This is a genomic window from Methanosarcina sp. 2.H.T.1A.6 (assembly GCF_000979455.1).
Classification (GTDB): domain Archaea; phylum Halobacteriota; class Methanosarcinia; order Methanosarcinales; family Methanosarcinaceae; genus Methanosarcina.
On the sequence record NZ_JJOY01000030.1, the window covers coordinates 264,677 to 284,530 of the forward strand.

Consider the following 19,854-nt stretch of genomic DNA (forward strand, 5'->3'; position numbering starts at 1 on the left):
TACCACCTTTTTATTCAACCAGGCTGCTGCTCAACTAAACTTCTCTATTTAACCCGATATCTTTATCCAGCTTAATTTCAGGTTCAGCTGAACCTGTATGCTAGCTCAACCGAAGACCCTGTGTTCTGAAAATCAGGATTTTCATTGTCATGAAACAGCCCAATACGGGTATTATATAATAGATATGTAATAAAATATAAATACGATAGGTACTATATAAGTGGGTACGGAGATACCTAAGGAGATGCTCTGAAAAAAGTACTCCGGAAGGCATACACTACACGAAAAATCAGGTTGTATGCCCTGAAAAATGTTTATACTCTGAAAGAGTTACTGAAAAACGTAACCTCGTTTTTTACCCTAATTTTCACAGGCGATGCTGCGGTATTATTGGATATAGACGAAAAGACAGCAGAGTACTATCATTTTTCGACCGCCGAAAGGAAGCTTACTTATACCATTCACATATCAGGATAAACAATGACGCTCTGGGTCCTAAGCTATGCTGAAAAATCAAAAATTGTAGTGATGACCATAAAGGACCGGATGAAACAGCCGCTTTCCATGGCTGAGCTCCATATAAAAGACAGTTATAAAGGTCCACGACCTCATAAAATCCGGCTTCTTACCGGCAAAAAAAATGAGGAATTCATTCCTCCCCAGCAGTTCATAGAGCTTTTGCGCAGTGCAAACAGGATTATGCTCAACGAAGGAGGGGACCCTGCAAATGAAGAGGCTTTTCTTGAAATGCTCAAGGGCTTTCAACTCAGTTCTGATAGGGTAAAGATCTGCAAACACTGCTGGATCAATAAACGTTTTAACTTTGTAAACAGCAAGTCCATCAAGTACCACGATGAGCTCATCTGTGAAGACTGTGCAAAAGAAGAATTGCTTCGGGCAGTCCGTTCAGCAGGAGCACCGTATGGGGAAAAATCAGTTGATTTCCTTGAGCAGGTTCTCCACAAAACAAGAGACCTTGACAGGACAATCCGTATGCTGAGCCCTGAGAGGCTGGACCCCGAATTCACACGTTATGATACTATCAGGACAAACCCCTCCGAATCCACTTTCAGGGTAAAGAACCTCCCCCTTGCAAAAAAGTTTAAAGAATTGCTTCTCCAGAAATCCGAGACCCTGCTTCCCGTGCAGGCATTGTCTGTAGAATCCGGGCTTCTGGAAGGAAAAAACCAGTTTGTGGTTTCTGCAACCGCAACCGGGAAAACTTTGATTGGGGAGATGGCAGGTATTCAGAACCTGCTGGATAAAAAAGGGAAAATGCTCTACCTGGTTCCCCTTGTAGCTCTTGCAAACCAGAAGTACGACCAGTTCACGGAACGCTATTCAAAGCTCGGGCTTACAACCTCCATTAAAATTGGCGCAATTCTCATAAAGACCTCTCAGCGCGTGAAAATGCGGACAAGCCCGAATGCGGACATAATTGTGGGAACCTATGAAGGCGTAGACCACATGCTCCGCTCAGGAAATGCTGATTTTCTTGGCAAAATCGGGACTGTTGTTATAGATGAGGTACATATCCTCGAAGACCAGGAAAGGGGACACAGGCTGGACGGGCTTATAGGAAGGCTTCGTTATGCGACACCTGAAGCCCAGTTCATCTACCTCTCAGCAACCGTTGCAAACCCCGAAGCCTATGCAAAGAAACTCGGAGCCCGGCTTATCCGCTATGAACACCGGCCTGTTCCCCTTGACAGGCATCTCCTTTTCTGCCAGGAAAACGAAAAGTCAAAACTGATTTCCCAGCTTGCAAAAGAAGAGTATTCAATGTCCTCTTCGAAAAAGCACAGGGGACAGACAATAGTCTTTACGAATTCAAGGAGAAACTGCCATAAGCTTGCAGGATCTCTTTCAATCCAGGCTTCTCCTTACCATGCAGGGCTTTCGCAGTATGAAAGAAAAAAAGTGGAAACCCATTTTGCAAAAGGGGAGCTTCCGGTAGTCGTGACCACTGCTGCCCTTGCAGCTGGAGTGGATTTTCCGGCTTCCCAGGTTATATTCGAATCCCTTGCAATGGGTATAGACTGGATTTCGGTCCAGGACTTCTTGCAGATGAGCGGAAGGGCAGGCAGACCTGATTATCACGATAGGGGTATTATCGTGCTCATGCCCGTGCCAGGGAAGTCCTATTCAAGCTCGCAGTCCGATACTGAAGAAGAGGTTGCAATCAAGTTACTGCAGGGTGAGATGCTCTCTGCAGGAGTCGAGTACGGGGAAGCCGAACAGCTTGAAGAGGTTCTTGCATCAGTTGCTGTTACCTCTTCGGTCCAGGACTTAAGGAAGATCCATTCCCTTATGTTTGGGGGCTTTGACCTGGATAAACTGGTTTCCCGTCTCCAGAGCTACAGATTCCTTGAGAAAAAGGGAAATAAAGTAACACTTACTCTATTCGGAAAAATTATTGCAGCCCATTTCCTTCCGGTCTCCAAAGCTTTCCTGATTCGAGACGCTGTGCTTGCGGAAAACAGTCCCATTAAAATTGTAACCAATCTGGAGTTTTTTGATGCTGCATACTTCAAATATTCAAACCAGATCGGAAGCTCTCTGCACGTGAACATGCCTTCGAGGGTTTTTCAAGGAGCCGCCCTTGATATTGTCTTTGACGGAGAATCTCTGTCCCATCTGGATCAAAAAATAAGGGTACTTATGCTGAACTTTGCCTCGGATTTTTTGACCTGCGCGTGCAGAGACTCACCTTACTGCGGATGCGCAGAACAGAAGTTTTCGGAGAAGATTATCCGGCTGCGTATGGAAGGTATGGACCCTTCCCAGATAATTAAGGTACTTGAGGATAAGTACGGTATTTCAGCATACCAGGGCGATGTTTTTGGGTATCTGGACAGTGCGGTACGCAACCTTGATGCTGTAGAACTGATCGCAAGAGTCCATTCGAAAAAGGGAGTCGCAGAAGAAGCAAAGAAGCTTAAGAAGAAAGTCCAGGGCTGAACAAATCGTAAAAGTTTTTGCAGACAAGTGATTTATAACTGATGAAGAGGTAAATATTCCTATTCACACCGGGAAAAATAACTTACAAGGAATAATCTGCCAGTATATGAATAACTGGCAAAAACCAGAGCCCGGATACATGGGTTCTCACGAGAGCAAAGCACAGAGGTAATTTTTATGGCCGAAGATGTCGAATCCAGGGAAAATATTGAAAGCGCAGCTTCCAAAAAAGGGAAAAAGAGTATTACAATCGAGTTTGTAAAGCCTGAAGACTTCCGGCAGATATATGCAATAGGAGCTGCAGGCGGGCACAGCCCTTACGATTTCAGGATCGGTTTTTACAACGATACCCCCAAGATGTTTGGGGATGCCTCCGAATCCAGGGTTATTGAAAGGCGCGTTGAAGCCGAAGTGATACTCTCGCCGGTTGCTGCCCTTGAACTGAACCGCTGGCTTACCCAGCATATTAATGAATACGAATCCGTTTTCGGCCCCATTGCAAGAGCGATCCCCCGGCCCAGGAAAGAAAATATAAAACCTGTTGAAGACAGCACGGAGATCCAGGGTTATATCTGAACCCGGGATGAAGTATTACTAAAGCTCACTGGCTGAAGCTAAAATGAAGCTTAAAATTAAGTTTTAAAGGAAACTTGAAGTTTGAGCCTCTTAATTGAGAGGCTCTCTCAAAAATTCTGAGGATAGATTTGCACATTCATCCTTCAGATGCTTTTTCTGGAAAATTGAAGAATGCCCAGGTTATAATTTTTGCGACAACGCCAGGCAACCGATGGACATATTATGAACAGCTGATGGACATCCGTTAGAAATAAGATGGAAAACCAATGGATTGTTTTTCCTGAGCTTTAAGAAACATTGCAGTGGAACCCTGTCAGACTACTTGAAAAATGACAAGTAGCCAGGAATCAAAGATTGAATGCTTGCAAAGATCAAATTACCAAAATCCGGCATTTTTTCGTTTCAATATTTTATTTATACTTTGTGCTTAAAATATGGCTATTTTCAATAGTTGTATATATATTTTGCTTATTATTGTGAAGCTCTGTACGTCAGTTATATAATATATTATATATATTAACCACCTGGCGTAAAGTTTAAATGTCTGAACGTTTCGTACGTTTTTGATATTTATAATAATGGCGAAAATAAATATTAAAACAAAAATGGCAAAATAAGTGTGTATCTGCCTCTTCCAGGGGTTACTGTTCTGAAAAACGTCATGGAGAATCTGTCGGAACACACTATTAAAAAAATACGGAGCACATCCATGGATATCTGGACGCTTGTAAACGGCTTGATCTACCTCATGGCCTTTGCCCTATTCGGCTGGGTTTTGTTAGATGCAAGCAAGGTTTCCAAAAAATAATTTTGTATTTTCGAGATATAGACTGGATTTTTGAAAACGGAGGTATAAAAAAATGGCAGAATCGAATTCAGATGCCTCACATGCCGGAGGCCTTGTAAAAACCCTCAGGCCATACCATGTCTGGGCCCTTGGCGTAGGCATCGTGCTTGTAGGGGAGTACATGGGCTGGAACTTCACCATCGCAAAAGGAGGTGTATTAGGGTCTCTTTTTGCAATGCTTGTGGCAGGTACCATGTACACTATAATCTCCCTCTGTGCAAGTGAGTTAGGCTCGGCAACAAAGCTTGCAGGAGGACCTTATGACTGGGCAAGGCTTTTTGTCGGCCCGGGGGCTGCGGCGATTGTGGGGCTTGCAGTATACATGGAATTTATCGCCCTTGAAGCCGCAGATGCGATTGTTGTTGCTTTCATCGCAACCGAAATTTTTCCTCAGCTTCAGGTTTTTCCCGTAACTTTGCTTGTGATTGCACTTTTGACCTTTATCAACTATCGCGGAGTCGTTGGAGCTCTTACCCTTAACTTCGCCCTTACAATGCTGGCTTTCTTTGCAATCATTACCTTCTTCTTTGCAACTGCCTTTGGAGTGGTTGAGACCCACCCAGGATACCTGCTTGAAGGAGCTATGCCAAACGGGCTTATCGGGCTTTTTGCAGCTCTTCAGTTTGGGCCCTGGTTCTTCTTAGGAATCGAAGGTGCGGCAATGTGCGCCGAGGAATGCAAACACCCCTCAAGGGCTGTGCCTCTTGGCCAGCAGGCAGGGATGATCACCCTGCTTGTGGGTGCTGCAATGACGATTTTCCTTTGCTCCATGCTGATCCCCACAGATACGCTTGGTGTTTCGGTATACCCACTCTTTGAAGCTGCCCAGAACGGCGGGATTTTCATATTTATAGCCCTTCTCGGCCTTGGGACCTTTTTGACCTGCATCGCCAGCGCCAACGGGTGCGTCTGTGATGCCTCACGCTCCTGGTATGCCCTCTCAAGGGACGAATACGTTTCCCCCTGGTTTGCCGCAGTGCACCCGAAGTACAGCACCCCTTATAGAGCAGTGATCTTTACGGCCCCTATTGCCGTAGCCTTTGCTTTCAGCGGTTACCTGGACCAGGTCATCACCTTTTCCATCATATCGGGCCTGCTCTGTTACGTGCTGATCCCCTTCTCTCTGATACGCTTCAGGAAGCTCTTCCCTGCTAGCACAAGCAAGGTAAGGCCCTTTGCAGGCCCGCTTCAGCCCTATATTGCATACTTTGCAATCGGGATTGCCCTGCTGATAATGTCAACCCTTTTCTGGGGTTACAAGTATAACCTGCTCTTCGGGCTCCTTTTCTACACAATTGCGTACTTTTACTTTTCTTCCAAGCGCAAGAAAAGCTCAGGAAACGAGCCAATCTGGAGTGAACTTGGCTGGCCGGACCCCGAAACAGCAGGCAGCCAGCACATAAAGGAGGTGACCGGTATTGAGTGCAGCAGGTAATACGACCGTTAGTTCAGCAGGCAATACATCCCTGAATGCCAAATACAAAAGCAAGCTAAACATGGACTCGGCCCTGATTGCGCTTATGCTTTCCCTCCTTTACGGGGTGCAGCTTTTCCTGGTCTACTCGGTCTTTTCGGCAACAAAGCCCGTGCTCCTGGAATTCTCAGGGCTTGTCCCTGTTTACCTGCTCTTCGTGGGCCTGATGTTTTTCATAGAGACCGTAGGCTGCCTGAAAGTCCGCCAATCTATAAAGCAGCACATGCACGAATTCCGCTATTATGACTGAGGAGGCATTTCATGAGCGCAAATAAAAAGAGTGCAAATAATAATTGTGCAAGTAGAAGTAGTTCAAGTAGAAGTGGTGCAAGCAGAAAGGCAAACAACAAAGAAAGGAGCCTGCTCATGCAGGTCCTTGACATAGCCTTCATCTTCGTGCTGGCCTTTGTCTGCCTTGTGGTCCCTACAACCCTACAGGGTGCAGTCCTGGTTTCCTGGGAAGAAGGCGGAGCCGGGATAGGCTTTGTCTGGGACCCGGTAGGTTACTTTGGGCTCATGCTTGTTATTGTAGGCTTTTTTGCCTTCATCCTCTTCCATTCGGTGAAGAATTACAGGGTTTGATGCCTGCAAAAAATCTTAATTCTGAGCCTGCAGAAAAATCTTAATCCCTAAATCCGGGCTCTGGATAGTTAGGGTCTGCCACAAGATACATCCGGCAGACCTTCTTTTTATTTTCATTATTTTATCTTATCTTATTTTTGTTTTGTTTTGTTTTGTTTTGTTTTTTTGATTCTGGTTAAAATCAGGTGATATTTAGAATTTATATTTATTTTTACCACATAAAAATTGGAAAACCTGCATGCAGATCTCAGGATTGAAAGGCTTTTATAATAGTTTTAGAGATCGATGGTTATATATCTCTGAAAAGGGTATGTAATTTCAGTTTTCTTAAGAGCCGGTGGAGTGACTATTCGGAATGGTTTTTCAGTTGCTGGCAGGAAGCAGCTGATAAAGGCAGCAGGCTTATTGTAAATGCGTATACAGCCCTGACACAATTTGCCCTGCGCCGGCTTTGGAATAAGAGAAGCAGGAACCCGGGAGTACGGGGAACCGAAAATCCATAATAAATCAGCGAGGGTTTAATTTTGTTCCCAAATAAAAAAGTTCAGAAAATTGTTGGATCAAGGATCCAGGTAGAAATGAAAGGCGACCTTAATTTGCTTGAAGGCACTCTGAAGAGTGTGGACGACTATATGAATCTTCATCTTGTGGATACAATGGAGATAGTAAGAGGGGAAAAAGTCCGCTCCCTTGGTTCTGTAGTGCTTCGAGGCAATAATATCATACTGATCACTCCTGTCGAAGACTGAAACGTCTGAAGAAGGAACCTCATTAGTGTGGAAGCAGGCATGGATCTTGAAGACGAAGCATACAATATAATAAGAAGACATAAAGACGGCGTTTTCCAGAATGTTATCTGGAAAGAGCTGGATATCGACAGCAGGAAATGCTCCAGAATCATAAAAAAGCTTCTGGACAAGGACCTGATTATCCGTGAGGTGGGAGTCTCAAACGGAGCAAGGACATACCTCCTGAAAGCAAAAGAGGAGGTTAAAGAGAAATACGACCTTCTGCTCTCCAGGGACCTGTTTTCAGCCTGTACTGGTTGTACCGGGGATTGCGAGCCCGAGTACTGCGGAAGACTCAGCGAATGGATCGAAAACCTTATGGTAGAAAATGCTGAGGAACCTGGAGAAGCCGAAGAAGACATGGATATCGAAGATGATGACGAAATCGGAGAAGAGATCTGAAAGAAAAGTTGAGATCAATAAAAAACTTTGGTAAAGTCTAAAGAAACCTGAAAGGTCTAAAAAGATCTGGTAAGATCTTAACTAATACATCCTCAGAAGCTATCCGCAATAGATAACTATTTATAAGAGAGCCCCTTATTGAAGATCCCCCTTCAATAAGGGAAATAAAACTCACTTAAGTACAACCAAAATGCTCCGGTAGTGTAGTCCGGCCAATCATTCCGGCCTTTCGAGCCGAAGACTCGGGTTCAAATCCCGGCCGGAGCACCATACTATTATTAACTGTTCGGTAAGCTTTTTATTATTACTTCCATTTTTCCATTATATCACTTCTATTACTATTTTCTTTACCTTCTCCCTTACTATTCCCTATCATCTTTTTGTTGTATCCTTTACTTTTACATCCTTTACTGTTACATCCTTTACTGTTACATCCTTTACTGTTACATCCTTTACTGTTACATCCTTTACTGTTACATCCTTTACTGTTACTTTCCTCTTTTTACTTTCATTTGACTTTTATCGTATATTTGTTAATCGAGTTTGCTTCTCGCATCTTTGTTACTCGAGTTTGATTTACTAATTCCCCCCTGTTACCGCGCTTCCCTAAATTTCTGAACCCTGAAGAGGGGTTTCTAACTAAACATTTTTCAGTCAGTTATGTGGTAATTTATAAAAAATTACAGCCACTGCCTTAAATATATGACCAGATTAACTGTGTTTGATCGGCAAACTGCACCCAAAGCCAGGGGGAAGGGACAGATTTATATATTACAAAGGATATTGTTGGATTCGCTGTGAGATGCAATGTGCTCCGGTAGTGTAGTCCGGCCAATCATTCCGGCCTTTCGAGCCGAAGACTCGGGTTCAAATCCCGGCCGGAGCACCAAATTCCAATTCCTTTTTCTAATATGTTTTAAATTCTTTTTCTAAGATGTTTTTGTGTAATGTGAAAAATAGATTTTTGGACATTTTTATTGTAATATTTCTTCCAGATTATTTTGCCTGAGGGTGAGCTATGAAGTTGAAACCATGTCTGAAAAACTGCATTCTGTGCCCGTATTCTATTTAAAGATCTCTTAATATCCGGAGTTTACATTTGATCCAGAACCGTGTGACCTGCCTGAAGTTCCTTCAGGTCCAGAGTTTTTACACTCATCTTTTTCCTCCTCCTTTTTTACAGGTCAACTTTTTGTCAATCAATTACTGTCAATCAATTACTGTCAATCAATTACTGTCAATCAATTTCTTCTAAGGATACGCTGGTGGAACTCCTTTATTTCCTGGATTCTTTCCAGGTTTTGTGCTTCATCGAGGACTCCTGCTGTACTTAGCGATTCCAGTGCCAGCTTCCCTGCAGCAACAGCAGTTTCCATCCCATATTCCAGCGCAAGGATCCGGAGGGTTTCCAGAGCCCATACAGTTTGAACAAGTGCACTTTTAGAACCCTGCCGGGAAAGATCCTTTCCCAGCTTTCCAAGTGCCTGGATCACATCCTCTACCTGAGGCTCATTCCTTTTCCTTACAGCAGCAGTACCCAGTTCCTCAAGGAGGATCGCAGCCCCAACCGCACTATCCTCCAATTCCTTCCCGGCTGAAGAAGCCCCTATTTCTCCGAGGAGGTTTACGGCAGCAGCCAGGGTCTCGGAGAGGTTTTCTTCCATTGCTTTCATGGATAACTGCATAAGATATATCTCGGAAAGGCTTGCCAGAACCTCCATTTTTTCCCTTGAAGAGTTTTTCCCGAAGTTTCCCAGGGATTCGGCTGCACTTCTTGCCACAGCATCCATGCCCTTTCCTGCAAACTCCAGGGCAAGACTCCCCAGACCGGAAAGTGCTTTTAATGCAAGTGACTCTCTTTTCTGATCTGCAGCCTCAACAGCCACTTCCCCAAGAGAACGGACTGAGGCTACGGATGCAATCTCCATTCCTTTTTCGGCAGTCGCTCTGCCTATGTCCCCCATAGCAATTATCAGAGCTTTTGCATCAAGCTCGTATTCTGCAATAATATCCATATGTATCAGCTGCACTGTGAAATCCCTCAGGCTGCTAAAAGCATCTACCACCCCTTTAGCATCCCCATCATAGGCTTTCCTGAAGCCCTCTTCAATCATCCTGACTTCAGCCAGCTCACGTTCATCCACCGAAGACATGCAACACCCCGGAATAGTCTTTGTTAATCTTATGTCCTGTCTCATAATCAGTTTTCCTATCAGAGCCATTTTCCTATCGGAAGCTCTCCGTGGCTGTAAGAAATTCCTCAGGGCTATATCAAAAACGGAGTATTTTCTGAACAGATTTATGGGCAGATATGGAAAGGTGCGGGTAAAGGCGCAGAAAAAAGCGCAAAAATAGGTTGATAAAGCGTAAAGTACATATAATAATGTACAATATTATGCCCTGGTGTACTATGATGTGGAGTGCATTTATTATGTTGATCAATTTACTATGTTTAATTGATTGCTGTGTTAATTGATTGCTGTGTTAACTGATTTATGATCTTGGACTGATTTGTGGCATTTATGAACTCAGGAAAGTTCTCCTAAAAAACTGATGCAGGAAGATGGTTTTAATGAAATCTCAGGATATTGCTATTGTTGGAATTTTACTCGCAGTCGGTGCAATTGTGCGCTATTTATCCCTTGTTATCCCGGGACCCATAGTCTCGAATCTCGTAATAGCCTTTTACTGTCTTGCAATTATCCTTGTCGTACCCAAATTCACGGAAGTAATAGGGATAGGGATCGTAGCAGGCATTGTATGTGCCCTTCTCAGCCATTCTATTTTCCCACCTGCAAACCTAATCAGCGAACCAATAGGGGCAGTCACATGCCTGTTCACATATAAAGCTCTCAGTAACAAGCTATCGGTCTCTCCGGCCCTTTCAACTCTGCTAGGGACCCTTGCCAGCGGGACAAGCTTTGTAATCATTGCAATGCTTCTTGTTGCCCCTACAATCATGTCAAAGTTTGAGACCATGGGAGCTTTTGTAGGTGCTATAATCCCCATCGTAGTGTTGACTGCAATTGCTAACGCCGTTATTGTCCAGATCCTTTATGTTCCAGCTTCAAAGGTACTTGCCCGGGGGAAAGCATAAATCATGATTGAACTCAAAGACTTCTCGTATACCTATGGCACACCTGGAAACCCGGCTCTGGATCGCATCAACCTTGAAATCCCGGCCGGGGAACTGCTCCTGGTCACCGGACACAGCGCAGCAGGAAAATCAACACTTGCCTTTGCAATGGCAGGGATTCTCCACCATGAAATAGGGGGCCGGATCGAAGGAGACCTCTCTTTTAAAGGAAAGGATATCCGGGGCTTTGACGGCATGAAGGAACTGAGCCGGTATATAGGGATGGTTTTTGATGATGCTGAGTCCCAGCTGATTTTCACCACCGTCGAAGAAGAAATCCGCTCAGGGCTCGAAAACCGCTTCCACTCCGAAGCCGAAATAGGGCGCAGGTTAAAAGAGGTAATGGAACTCTGTGAAATCAGCCACCTGAAACACCGGGCTCCTCACGCTCTGTCGGGCGGGCAGAAGCAAAAAGTTGCCCTTGCAGCAACCCTTGCTCTGGATACGGAAGTTCTGATCCTTGACGAAGCTACCGCCGAACTGGATACAAAAGCTGCAAGAAAAGTATTTTCCATCCTGAAGCGCTTAAAAGAAGCCGGAAAGACGATTATAATCGTCGACCACAATATAGAGGACTTCCTGGAAATAGGGGATCGAGTCGTGCTTCTTGAAAAGGGTAAAATAAAGGCCATAAAAAGCCCCTCGGACTTTACAGCAACCTCTCACACACATGAGGAAGGTACAACAGGCCTTCCCCTTTCAAGAAAAGATGAACAGCCGATTATTTCCGTAAAGAAACTCACCCAGCGTTATGGAGAAGTCCTGGCGCTCGATAGCATTGACCTTGATATTTACCCCGGGGAACTCGTTGCTATCCTGGGAGAAAACGGCTCGGGAAAGACTACTCTTGTGAAACATTTCAACGGCCTTCTGCGCCCTTACTCCGGAAACGTAACCTTAAAGGGTCTAGATGCCTCCGCAGTTCCCATAAACGAGCTCGTGAAGCACACAGGCCTGGTCTTCCAGAACCCGGACAACATGCTCTTTGAAGATACCGTGGAAGCCGAAATTAATTTCGGGCTGAATAATATTGGAGTAAAAGGGCCTGAAGCAGCAAGAGCAATCCTCCATTCCCTGGAACTCGTAAACCTGAGTGAAAAGCAAAAAGTATTCCCCCGCCATCTTAGCCGCGGAGAAAGGCAGAGGCTGGCTGTTGCCTGCGTAGTTGCAATGAAACCTGAACTGATAGTGCTTGACGAGCCCACCACAGGCCTGGACGCCGAAGAGTCAGACAGGATGATGCAGCTCATGCGAAAGCTCCAGCAGGAAGGCCACACCATAGTTATGGTGACTCATAACCTGCAGATCGTAAGAGACCATGCAGAAAGGGTTATTCGTATGGAGTCAGGAAAAATTGTGGAAGATTCAGTTAACAGGAAATTTTCCAGTAAAGAATGTGTCAGTAAAGAATGTGTAAGAGGAGGCACATGCGCATGAAAGAGATTATGCAGTACATAAACAGGGACAGCTTTTTACACCGCATGAACCCGCTTTCGAAGATCGCTGCAGTAACGGGCATAATAGCCCTGAGCGTGTTCACAACAAACCCCGAAGTCCTTGCCTTTATGGTGCTTGGGATTTTTCTGGCTTCCTTAAGAGCCGGGCTCCAGCAGGAACTCCTCAAGCAGCTAAAACTCCTGGTCTTCCTGAGCGTCACCCTGATCCTGCTCACCATCTTCACCCTGAAAAACGGGGAAACTGTCGGTTACCTGGTCCCCACCGGCACCCTGACGGCCGGAGGGCTTGTCCCGATCACAACCGGAGCCCTGGACTTTGGAACCGTCCTTTCCCTCCGTTTCTTTGCAATGCTTTTTGCGTTCCAGCTCCTGGTGGTCACCACAAAACCAAGTGACCTCATGAAAGCCCTCCTGGCAATCCACATCCCTGTGGACTACGTGCTCATGTTCGTAATCGCCCTCCGCTTCATCCCTAGCCTCCAGATAGAAGGCCAGCGCATCCACGAAGCCCAGCTTGCAAGGGGCTACAACCCCGGTAAAGGCCTCCGTGGAAAAATTATGAGTGTAAAGCCGATCCTGGTGCCCCTGGTCGCAAATTCTCTCGGAAGGACCCAGGTACTCGGCCTGACTATGGACATGAGGGGCTACAGGAGCCGACAGAGCGTTGAGAAAAATCAGCTTACCTGGAATAAGACCGATATAGCAGCTGTGGGCGGTGTGGCTGCTATGGGGCTGGGAGTAGTGCTGGGCGGGTTGATGTAAGCTCGTCCTGACTTATCCATTTGAAACTCAGAAAAACCTTCAGAAAAGAACTAAACTGCAGAAAAGAACTGAACTACAGAAAAAAGAACTGAACTGCAGAAAAGAATGAAATTATCAAAATCCATAAAAAAGAAGCAGAAGAATCAAAAAAGAGAAAAACAGGAAGTGAAGCCTTAACTTCTCTTCCTTGAAATCACATAGCCAACCAGAATTACTGCAGCAAGCATAACCACTGGCAGTAATACTTTTTTCAGGCTTCCGGAATTATTCTTCCCGGCTGCAGAATCGGTTACATCAGATTCATTCTCGCCTGAAGCTCCGGAAACTGCCTTGAAATCCTTTTCATCGACAGAATTCCCCAGGGGCAAGGATACCCCTGAAACGTCCTCTTCCGGATAAAGGGCCATTATTGAGAAAGCCGAGAACCCGGGAGTATCTGCTTCATAATAGACGTAGTCATCGTCTTCACTGGTCTGGCTGGTAGAGAGTTCTACCCACTTTCCGTTGTCAAACTTACAAAGCCTGACGGAAGCCGAATCAATGCCATTTGAATTAATCCAGGCTTTCTCGACCTTGAAGCCGACAACTGCGTTTTCAATGTTATCCGGGCTTGCAGTCCCTTCATTTCCTACCCAGATATTAGTGTTTTCATAAACTTTCCCGGAGGGCAGTTCCGTTACCAGGGTGGATTTTCCCTTAAGCGTTTCGACAATAGTTGTAGTTTTTCCGACGGTCTTTTTGGGATCGAATTCAATGTACGCTATTGAGGTTACATTTTTTGCGAATACGAATTTAGCATGGTTGCCGTTGCTGATAAACTGCTGGGCTAGTTCTTTTACCTCAACATTGCTGGCAAGTTCGGGAGAGCCACCGGCACCTCCGGAGCTTGAAGAAGAAGACGAACCGGAAGAAGAGGTCGTGAAACTTATCACTTTAAATATCCCTGATTTTTCGTTATTCTCTTCATTAAACTCGAAAAACTGGCCCTCCGCATCTACAACTACCTTTAAGTCCATGCTTCCCGGACTGGTTGGGACCCAGTTGAATGTAAAGGAAGTTTTCGAACCCTCCTCAAGCCCGGCAACCGGGGAAAAAGAGATTTCATTTCCATTCAAGTAGCATTTTACACTGCAATTTCCAGATGGTGCAAGACCCACATTCATCAGCGTAACTTTAAATGTCACATTTTCGTTTTCACAGGGATTTGCCGGTTCCCAGGAAATATCCTCGATTATCAAATCGGGATAGCCGGATACGCCTATCAGGTTTTTATAAACGTACCACCCTTGCTGGTCCACATCACTCGATGTTTCGGGATACCTCTCATAATTTCCGGTTGCATCATTCTTCAATGCCACTCTTACCAGGAATACAACCTCATCGGACCCCTTATTTGGCTTGACCTTCAGGTTAATGGTTTCGTTTTTCCCCGTTTCCCAGCCGGACTTTACCAGGTCGACAAAAAGATACTCAGATGAATCAATGTTTATCCCGTTTTTTCCCTCAATAGAACTTCCACGCGGATAGAGTTTTACACTGTCCCCGCTTCCTTCCATACTCAATATTTCCTCATTATTCGGAAACGAAACAGTAATATGGCCTTCACTCGATTTTTCTCCGTTGTTTTTTGTTGTTACGGAGATAAGAGCGTATTCATTATTGTAAAGTTTCTTCTCTATATAAACAGCTGTGCCGAAGGTTTCGGAAACCAGGGAATCTGCGGGTCCTGTTCCGGAAAGGTCGAAATCAGCCTCAGCAAGTTCAACATCTGAATTTGTTTCAGATGCTGCAGTATTAGATGGCATCAACAATACGAAAAACAAAAGCAAGAAACATGATACTGTTAAATATATCCTCATAACTCCTTCCCCCAAAATGCATAACCGAAAGATCAAATATTAAGACGATTCTCAATGTTTCATTAGTAAAGAATATTCAAACAACCATATAATTTAATGGAAATGTAATTCCTAATAAAAATTATGAAACTAAAGTAATCTAATTAAAAAAATTATAAAAATACGATTTTAAAAAATGAAGAGCTGCTAATTAGAACTCTATTAATTTCTACTGAATCACGTTAATAGATCTCTATGTCCCTCATGCTTTCCTTTCTTCGTTTCTTCTTTCTGCGGCTTTTCCGGTTTCACAGAAGTACAGGCTTTGTAACCTGTATTTATTGTAAATGGGACATACAGGGCAGTTGCAGCTCTTTTTCAAAACCATTTCGGATGAACACCCGCGCGCACAAAAAAGGAAAGGTTCAGGTGGAAAGGGAAGACTCGGGCATGTGCCGCAGTGTTCCATACAGATGCGAAGGTTTTCAGGAGTGTAAGCTACTACAGACCGGAACTGTTTCCCGGCCTCACTGATTTGAGAAGACTCCGTAAGCTCGGATTTATGCTGTATCTTTTGTTTATGTCCCCTGGTTTGAGCAGTTTTTTGGAAAAATAATTCATTTCTGGATTTATCATCTGAGACCATAAGATTCCCCATAGAAGAGTTAGATTGATAATAATAAAACCACTGGCAAAATTCGATTCCAAAACGAGATGTTAAAACATAAAATAAAAATTATATAAGTTTCACGGGGATCAGGATAACCAGCCCATCGAGAATTAAAAATAAGAGCTACAGAAAAATGTCAAAAAACGTAACATTAAAAGTGAGATTGAACACGCAAAAGAAAGTTCCAGAAACAGACTTAAAGTGACAAAAAAATTGTAATAGTATGAAATATCAATACGGCAACGACATGGTTTTTTTATACCAGTCCGGTGTGAAGTTTTTATACTGGTCATATATCAAAGAACTTATATATCATAGAATAGTAGGATAATTATTAGAAGGATTTATCAAGGGTCAAATTAACATCCGGGGCAATTATATAACTAAAAACTCTATTTAATGGTGGATTTTCCATCTATACCATGCCATATTAGTTGGCATTTATTTAAAAAAGTTAGTTGAAATATCAGGTGTTGGTGATTGATTGAGAGCCCGTTATTATGATCCCTTGGGCTCTCAATCGGATGAAACCCCCTTTAAAGAATACTCCCACATATTCTTTACACAACTGTAAGAGAAAGCAATAAAGATTTGCTGTTGTTTGTGGCGATTGATTGAGAGCCCGTTATTATGATCCCTTGGGCTCTCAATCGGATGAAACCCCTATTGATGAATACTCCCCAAGTATTCGATGTACAAACATGCACTAATGTGCCTCTCTTACAATTACAATCTTTCTAATGCTGAAATTCTATATATAATAAATTATGTTAAATATTCAATGATTTATTAATTTTGTTTGCTTATTAACATTTGATCGAGGCATTATTTTATAACCTGCTGAAAAGTATAGTTTATCTCTAAAATATAGGTAGGTTTTAATTTTTTAATCCAATTGAAATTTTCAAGTAAAGCAAAACACGGACTAAACTAAATTTCAAGTAACAATTTAGCCACTGATAAAAAAGTATGTTTTTTGATTTTTGACAGTGTTCATTTTTCCAGAAGATGCTGTGCCGACACAATGCGTTTTTTAAGGAAAAAATACTGTATTAATTAGTAGAACATGTTAAAGTCAGGATAAAATTAAAGCTGCATATTACCCCCTCTATACGAGTTACAAATCAGAACCTATTAAAAAGGCCCTCTCGTAGAAATAAGATTCGAACAAAAACTCCGCAACTGTCGCTTTAAAAATCCCATTCACGAGATCAAGAAATATCTGCAGAGCATGGGACTAAGAGCAGATTCTGATACACTGCATAAGACCAGCAAAATAACCAATTCTTTTCTCATCATCTCCCCACGCAAAAATCAGAGAATTTATAATTAATCCTATATTTGGCAGGTCGACATTAGATATTGAATATTTTTGATGATGGCGTTTTTCAAATATTAGGTAAATAAGAAGTGGGTTTGAAACAGGTTAACATATGACCCAAATCTCACGACATATATAAACAATGAGCCGTTTTTGCAATAATGTTTAGTATCAAGGATAATGTGTTTTCCAGCAAAAACGCCATCAGTAAAAATATTGTGAAAAAAACAAGTTACCTGCCGAAAGCAGGATTAATGGTTTGATTTTATAATAGTTCCTGCCAGCTTCTGAACATAGTACTTCTTATGATTTAGAGTATGGATCAGAAATTTGAAAGACAGATATAGTCAATTCAAAGCACTCTTATTCTCTCGGGTTTTACCATTTCCGGAATGACAGAAGGCTCTTAAAAATAAGACTATTTGAAATGGATTCAGTAACTTGAGAACCAGGAAAAGAATAAATTTGGCTTAATTGATAGAAAAACGATATCGTTTTAATTGCATACTTAAAAGCTGCATATTCCAACCTGAAAAATAAGAGCTGTTTTTGAAAGACTTTCCCAATTAAATTAAGATTTCCGGACAAGCCCCCTATTTCAAATACGATCCTTAAAACAGAGAATTCAATAAACTCTTTGACAATCTTGTTCATCTTTTATAGATCTATAATCCTCCAATGAAATAACCCATCATAACCGTTTTAAATAACCATTCAAGACCGGATGGACCGAATAAAGGCATTCATAGATGCCTTTTCGAGAAAAAGATCTTAGATGTATCTTATTCTGCTTATTGGACTTAAATGCTGTAGCTGCACCTTCATTTGTTTTTGAAAACCCTCATTCGCCCATATTACGATATTACCTGATATTATACTGTAATCGGTTAGAATTAAAAGCTGTGTTTTGAACTGCCGCTTCCACTATTTATTTGTTAGGAGTTACCTGGATTACTCCAGTCCTTTCTGTGGTGGTTGCAGTTTCAGTATCTTCTTCCTCTGCGGCTGTCATTTCCTCTTCAGCTATAATTTCCTCTTCGACTGCACCTCCTTCTTCGGTTACAGTTTCGGTTTCAGTTGCATTCATTTCTTCAGTCGCAGTTACCTCTTCAGTCGCAGGCACCTCTTCAGTTGCAGGCACCTCTTCAGTTACAGGCATCTCTTCGGTTACAGGCATCTCTTCAGTTGGAGTTCCTGTTTCATTCGGCTGTTCGGTACCTGCGCATCCTATTGCCAGGAACACGCTGAACAGAACTAGTAAAACAAGCAGTGCTTTTCTCATATTTTTCCCCCATGTAAAATTGAGTGCTTTATAATTAATATTCCGGTTTTATAATTGTTACTACCAGCTTCTGAACACAGTTTCGTTATTTAGTTAATTTTGAATCTACCGGATGAAATCTGAGATCATCTCGGAAACAGATATCGGAAAGCAAGTCAGAGCATTTTTTTCCATTTAAGAGTCTTACCTGCCCTTAAATTATAATAGCGGGAATTCCAATAATACTAAAGGACTCTTTTTGGGTGGGGGCAAGTCATGAAAATCAAATCCGTTAATCCTTATACTGAAGAAGTGAACTGGACTTACGATGCATTATCTTTCGGGGACTGCGAAGACCAGATTGAAAAGTCCAAGTCTGCTTTTTCATCATGGGGTTCTTTTTCAGTTGAGGAAAGAACGACGTATATCGCGCGGGCAGCTGAGGTGCTCAGGCAGAACAAAAGGGCATATGCCGAGATAATTACAAAAGAAATGGGAAAGCCAATAAGGCAGTCACTTGGAGAAATTGAAAAATGCGCATGTCTCTGTGACTATTATACGGAAAATGCAGCAGATTTTCTGAAAGACGAAGTTGTGGAAACAGAAGCTGAAAAAAGCTATGTCACCTTTGAACCCCTTGGAATAATTCTCGGGATAATGCCCTATAATTACCCTTTCTTGCAGGTTTTCAGGTTTGCAGTGCCCGCACTGATTGCAGGAAACGTGTGCCTGCTAAAGCATGCGTCCAACGTGCCCGGGTCGGCTCTTGAAATAGAAAAGGTCTTTACCGGAGCAGGACTGCCTGAGGATGTATTTAAGACCCTGCTGATAGACTCTAAAGCTGCCATGGAAATTCTTGATGAAGACCTTGTGGACGGGGTTTCACTTACCGGAAGCGTAGTAGCAGGGTCTGAGATAGGAGAGCTTGCCGGGAGAATGATCAAGCCTTTTGTGCTGGAACTTGGGGGGTCTGACCCTTTCATAGTGCTTGAGGATGCAAATATAGACCGAGCTGCGCAGGTCGCAGTAAAGTCCCGTTTTCTCAATACCGGGCAGAGCTGTACTGCTGCCAAGAGGTTCATTGTCATTGAAGATGTTGTTGTGGATTTCATCGAGGCATTCGAACTGCATATGCAGGAACTGAAAATCGGGGACCCCATGGATGAGGAAACTGACATAGGGCCGGTGGCAAAAAAAGAATTTGTTGACAGCCTTGAAAAGATCCTGAAGGATGCAAAAAAGAAAGGGGCGGAACCCCACATTTACGGGGAGAAACCGGAGAACGGCTTTTTCTTTATGCCAACCCTTATCCCTGCAGCCAGTACGGACATGAAGGTCTGCAATGTTGAGGTATTCGGGCCTATTGCACCCATAATCATGGCAAAGGATGAGGATGAAGCTGTGGAGATTGCAAACTCCACGGAGTTCGGGCTCGGAGCCGAGGTCTGGTCTGCAGACCTGAAGAGAGCCGAGCGGCTGGCAAAAAGAATCAGGTCAGGTTTTGTAACCATCAATGGAAGGGTAAAATCCGATCCAAGGCTGCCTTTTGGAGGGGTCAAGAAATCAGGAATCGGAAGGGAGCTTTCATATTACGGGATAAAGGAATTTGTAAACGTAAAGACCATCGTGGTTAACAAATAAAAATAGATCGAGTAAGATTTAGAATAAAGTAATATTTAGAATCGAGTAAGATTTAGAATCAAGTAAGATTTAGAATCAAGTAAGATTTAGAATCAAGTAAGATTTAGAATCAAGTAAGATTTAGAATCAAGTAAGATT

At 43.1% G+C, this 19,854-nt stretch carries 16 protein-coding genes and 2 tRNA genes; 14 read left to right on the forward strand and 4 right to left on the reverse strand.

From position 1 onward, the window contains the following. Positions 1-480 precede the first annotated feature (480 nt). From EO98_RS08890 to EO98_RS08930, 10 genes are all read left to right on the forward strand, one after another. On the forward strand, positions 481-2,961 hold the full coding sequence (locus EO98_RS08890) for a DUF5814 domain-containing protein (protein ID WP_048141231.1): 2,481 nt from the start codon (positions 481-483) through the stop codon (positions 2,959-2,961). 177 nt (positions 2,962-3,138) lie between these two features. After that, entirely contained in the window at positions 3,139-3,537 is a 399-nt protein-coding gene (locus tag EO98_RS08895) for a DUF3467 domain-containing protein (protein WP_048141234.1), read from the forward strand. Positions 3,538-4,156: 619 nt separating this feature from the next. After that, positions 4,157-4,345, forward strand: coding sequence for a hypothetical protein (locus tag EO98_RS18410; protein ID WP_048141236.1), 189 nt, complete (start codon positions 4,157-4,159; stop codon positions 4,343-4,345). A 52-nt stretch (positions 4,346-4,397) separates the two neighbouring features. After that, positions 4,398-5,819, forward strand: a complete 1,422-nt coding sequence (locus EO98_RS08900) for an APC family permease (RefSeq protein ID WP_048141237.1) — start codon at positions 4,398-4,400, stop codon at positions 5,817-5,819. After that, entirely contained in the window at positions 5,803-6,108 is a 306-nt protein-coding gene (locus EO98_RS08905; RefSeq protein WP_052734537.1) for a hypothetical protein, read from the forward strand. Before EO98_RS08900 ends, EO98_RS08905 begins: the two co-directional genes overlap by 17 nt. Before the next feature lie 11 nt (positions 6,109-6,119). Continuing rightward, entirely contained in the window at positions 6,120-6,440 is a 321-nt protein-coding gene (locus EO98_RS08910; protein ID WP_311135567.1) for an AcrB/AcrD/AcrF family protein, read from the forward strand. A gap of 524 nt (positions 6,441-6,964) precedes the next feature. Further along, on the forward strand, positions 6,965-7,189 hold the full coding sequence (locus EO98_RS08915; protein WP_048134347.1) for an LSM domain-containing protein: 225 nt from the start codon (positions 6,965-6,967) through the stop codon (positions 7,187-7,189). Between the two features lie 27 nt (positions 7,190-7,216). Continuing rightward, positions 7,217-7,630 (forward strand): AsnC family transcriptional regulator, encoded by a 414-nt coding sequence (locus EO98_RS08920; RefSeq protein ID WP_048134345.1) that lies wholly within the window; start codon positions 7,217-7,219, stop codon positions 7,628-7,630. A gap of 192 nt (positions 7,631-7,822) precedes the next feature. Further along, positions 7,823-7,900: transfer RNA gene (locus tag EO98_RS08925), tRNA-Glu, on the forward strand. 541 nt (positions 7,901-8,441) lie between these two features. Next, positions 8,442-8,519, forward strand: a tRNA-Glu gene (locus EO98_RS08930). Positions 8,520-8,871: 352 nt separating this feature from the next. Here the strand turns inward: EO98_RS08930 and EO98_RS08935 are convergent. Beyond that, entirely contained in the window at positions 8,872-9,783 is a 912-nt protein-coding gene (locus EO98_RS08935; RefSeq protein WP_235283647.1) for a hypothetical protein, read from the reverse strand. A 419-nt stretch (positions 9,784-10,202) separates the two neighbouring features. Here EO98_RS08935 and EO98_RS08940 point away from each other — a divergent pair, with 419 nt between their 5' ends. The 3 genes from EO98_RS08940 to EO98_RS08950 are packed head-to-tail and all read left to right on the forward strand — an operon-like array spanning position 10,203 to position 12,985. Next, complete coding sequence (locus EO98_RS08940; RefSeq protein ID WP_048135124.1) at positions 10,203-10,727, forward strand: tryptophan transporter; 525 nt, start codon at positions 10,203-10,205, stop codon at positions 10,725-10,727. 3 nt (positions 10,728-10,730) lie between these two features. Next, entirely contained in the window at positions 10,731-12,203 is a 1,473-nt protein-coding gene (locus EO98_RS08945; protein ID WP_048141239.1) for an ABC transporter ATP-binding protein, read from the forward strand. Beyond that, a complete protein-coding gene (locus EO98_RS08950; RefSeq protein ID WP_048141241.1) occupies positions 12,200-12,985 on the forward strand; it encodes an energy-coupling factor transporter transmembrane protein EcfT in 786 nt (261 codons plus the stop codon). Before EO98_RS08945 ends, EO98_RS08950 begins: the two co-directional genes overlap by 4 nt. 173 nt (positions 12,986-13,158) lie before the next feature. On the opposite strand, the gene EO98_RS19155 is transcribed toward EO98_RS08950, so the two are convergent. From EO98_RS19155 to EO98_RS08970, 3 genes are all read right to left on the reverse strand, one after another. Continuing rightward, the gene (locus tag EO98_RS19155) at positions 13,159-14,790 is read right to left on the reverse strand and encodes a PGF-pre-PGF domain-containing protein (protein ID WP_235283648.1); all 1,632 of its coding nucleotides are present in this window, start codon (positions 14,788-14,790) and stop codon (positions 13,159-13,161) included. A gap of 295 nt (positions 14,791-15,085) precedes the next feature. Then, positions 15,086-15,469 (reverse strand): DUF2769 domain-containing protein, encoded by a 384-nt coding sequence (locus tag EO98_RS08960; RefSeq protein ID WP_235283649.1) that lies wholly within the window; start codon positions 15,467-15,469, stop codon positions 15,086-15,088. A 2,273-nt stretch (positions 15,470-17,742) separates the two neighbouring features. Then, complete coding sequence (locus EO98_RS08970) at positions 17,743-18,096, reverse strand: hypothetical protein (RefSeq protein WP_048141247.1); 354 nt, start codon at positions 18,094-18,096, stop codon at positions 17,743-17,745. Positions 18,097-18,351: 255 nt separating this feature from the next. Between EO98_RS08970 and EO98_RS08975 the strand changes: the two genes are divergently transcribed. Further along, on the forward strand, positions 18,352-19,716 hold the full coding sequence (locus tag EO98_RS08975) for an NAD-dependent succinate-semialdehyde dehydrogenase (RefSeq protein WP_048141249.1): 1,365 nt from the start codon (positions 18,352-18,354) through the stop codon (positions 19,714-19,716). Positions 19,717-19,854 lie beyond the last annotated feature (138 nt).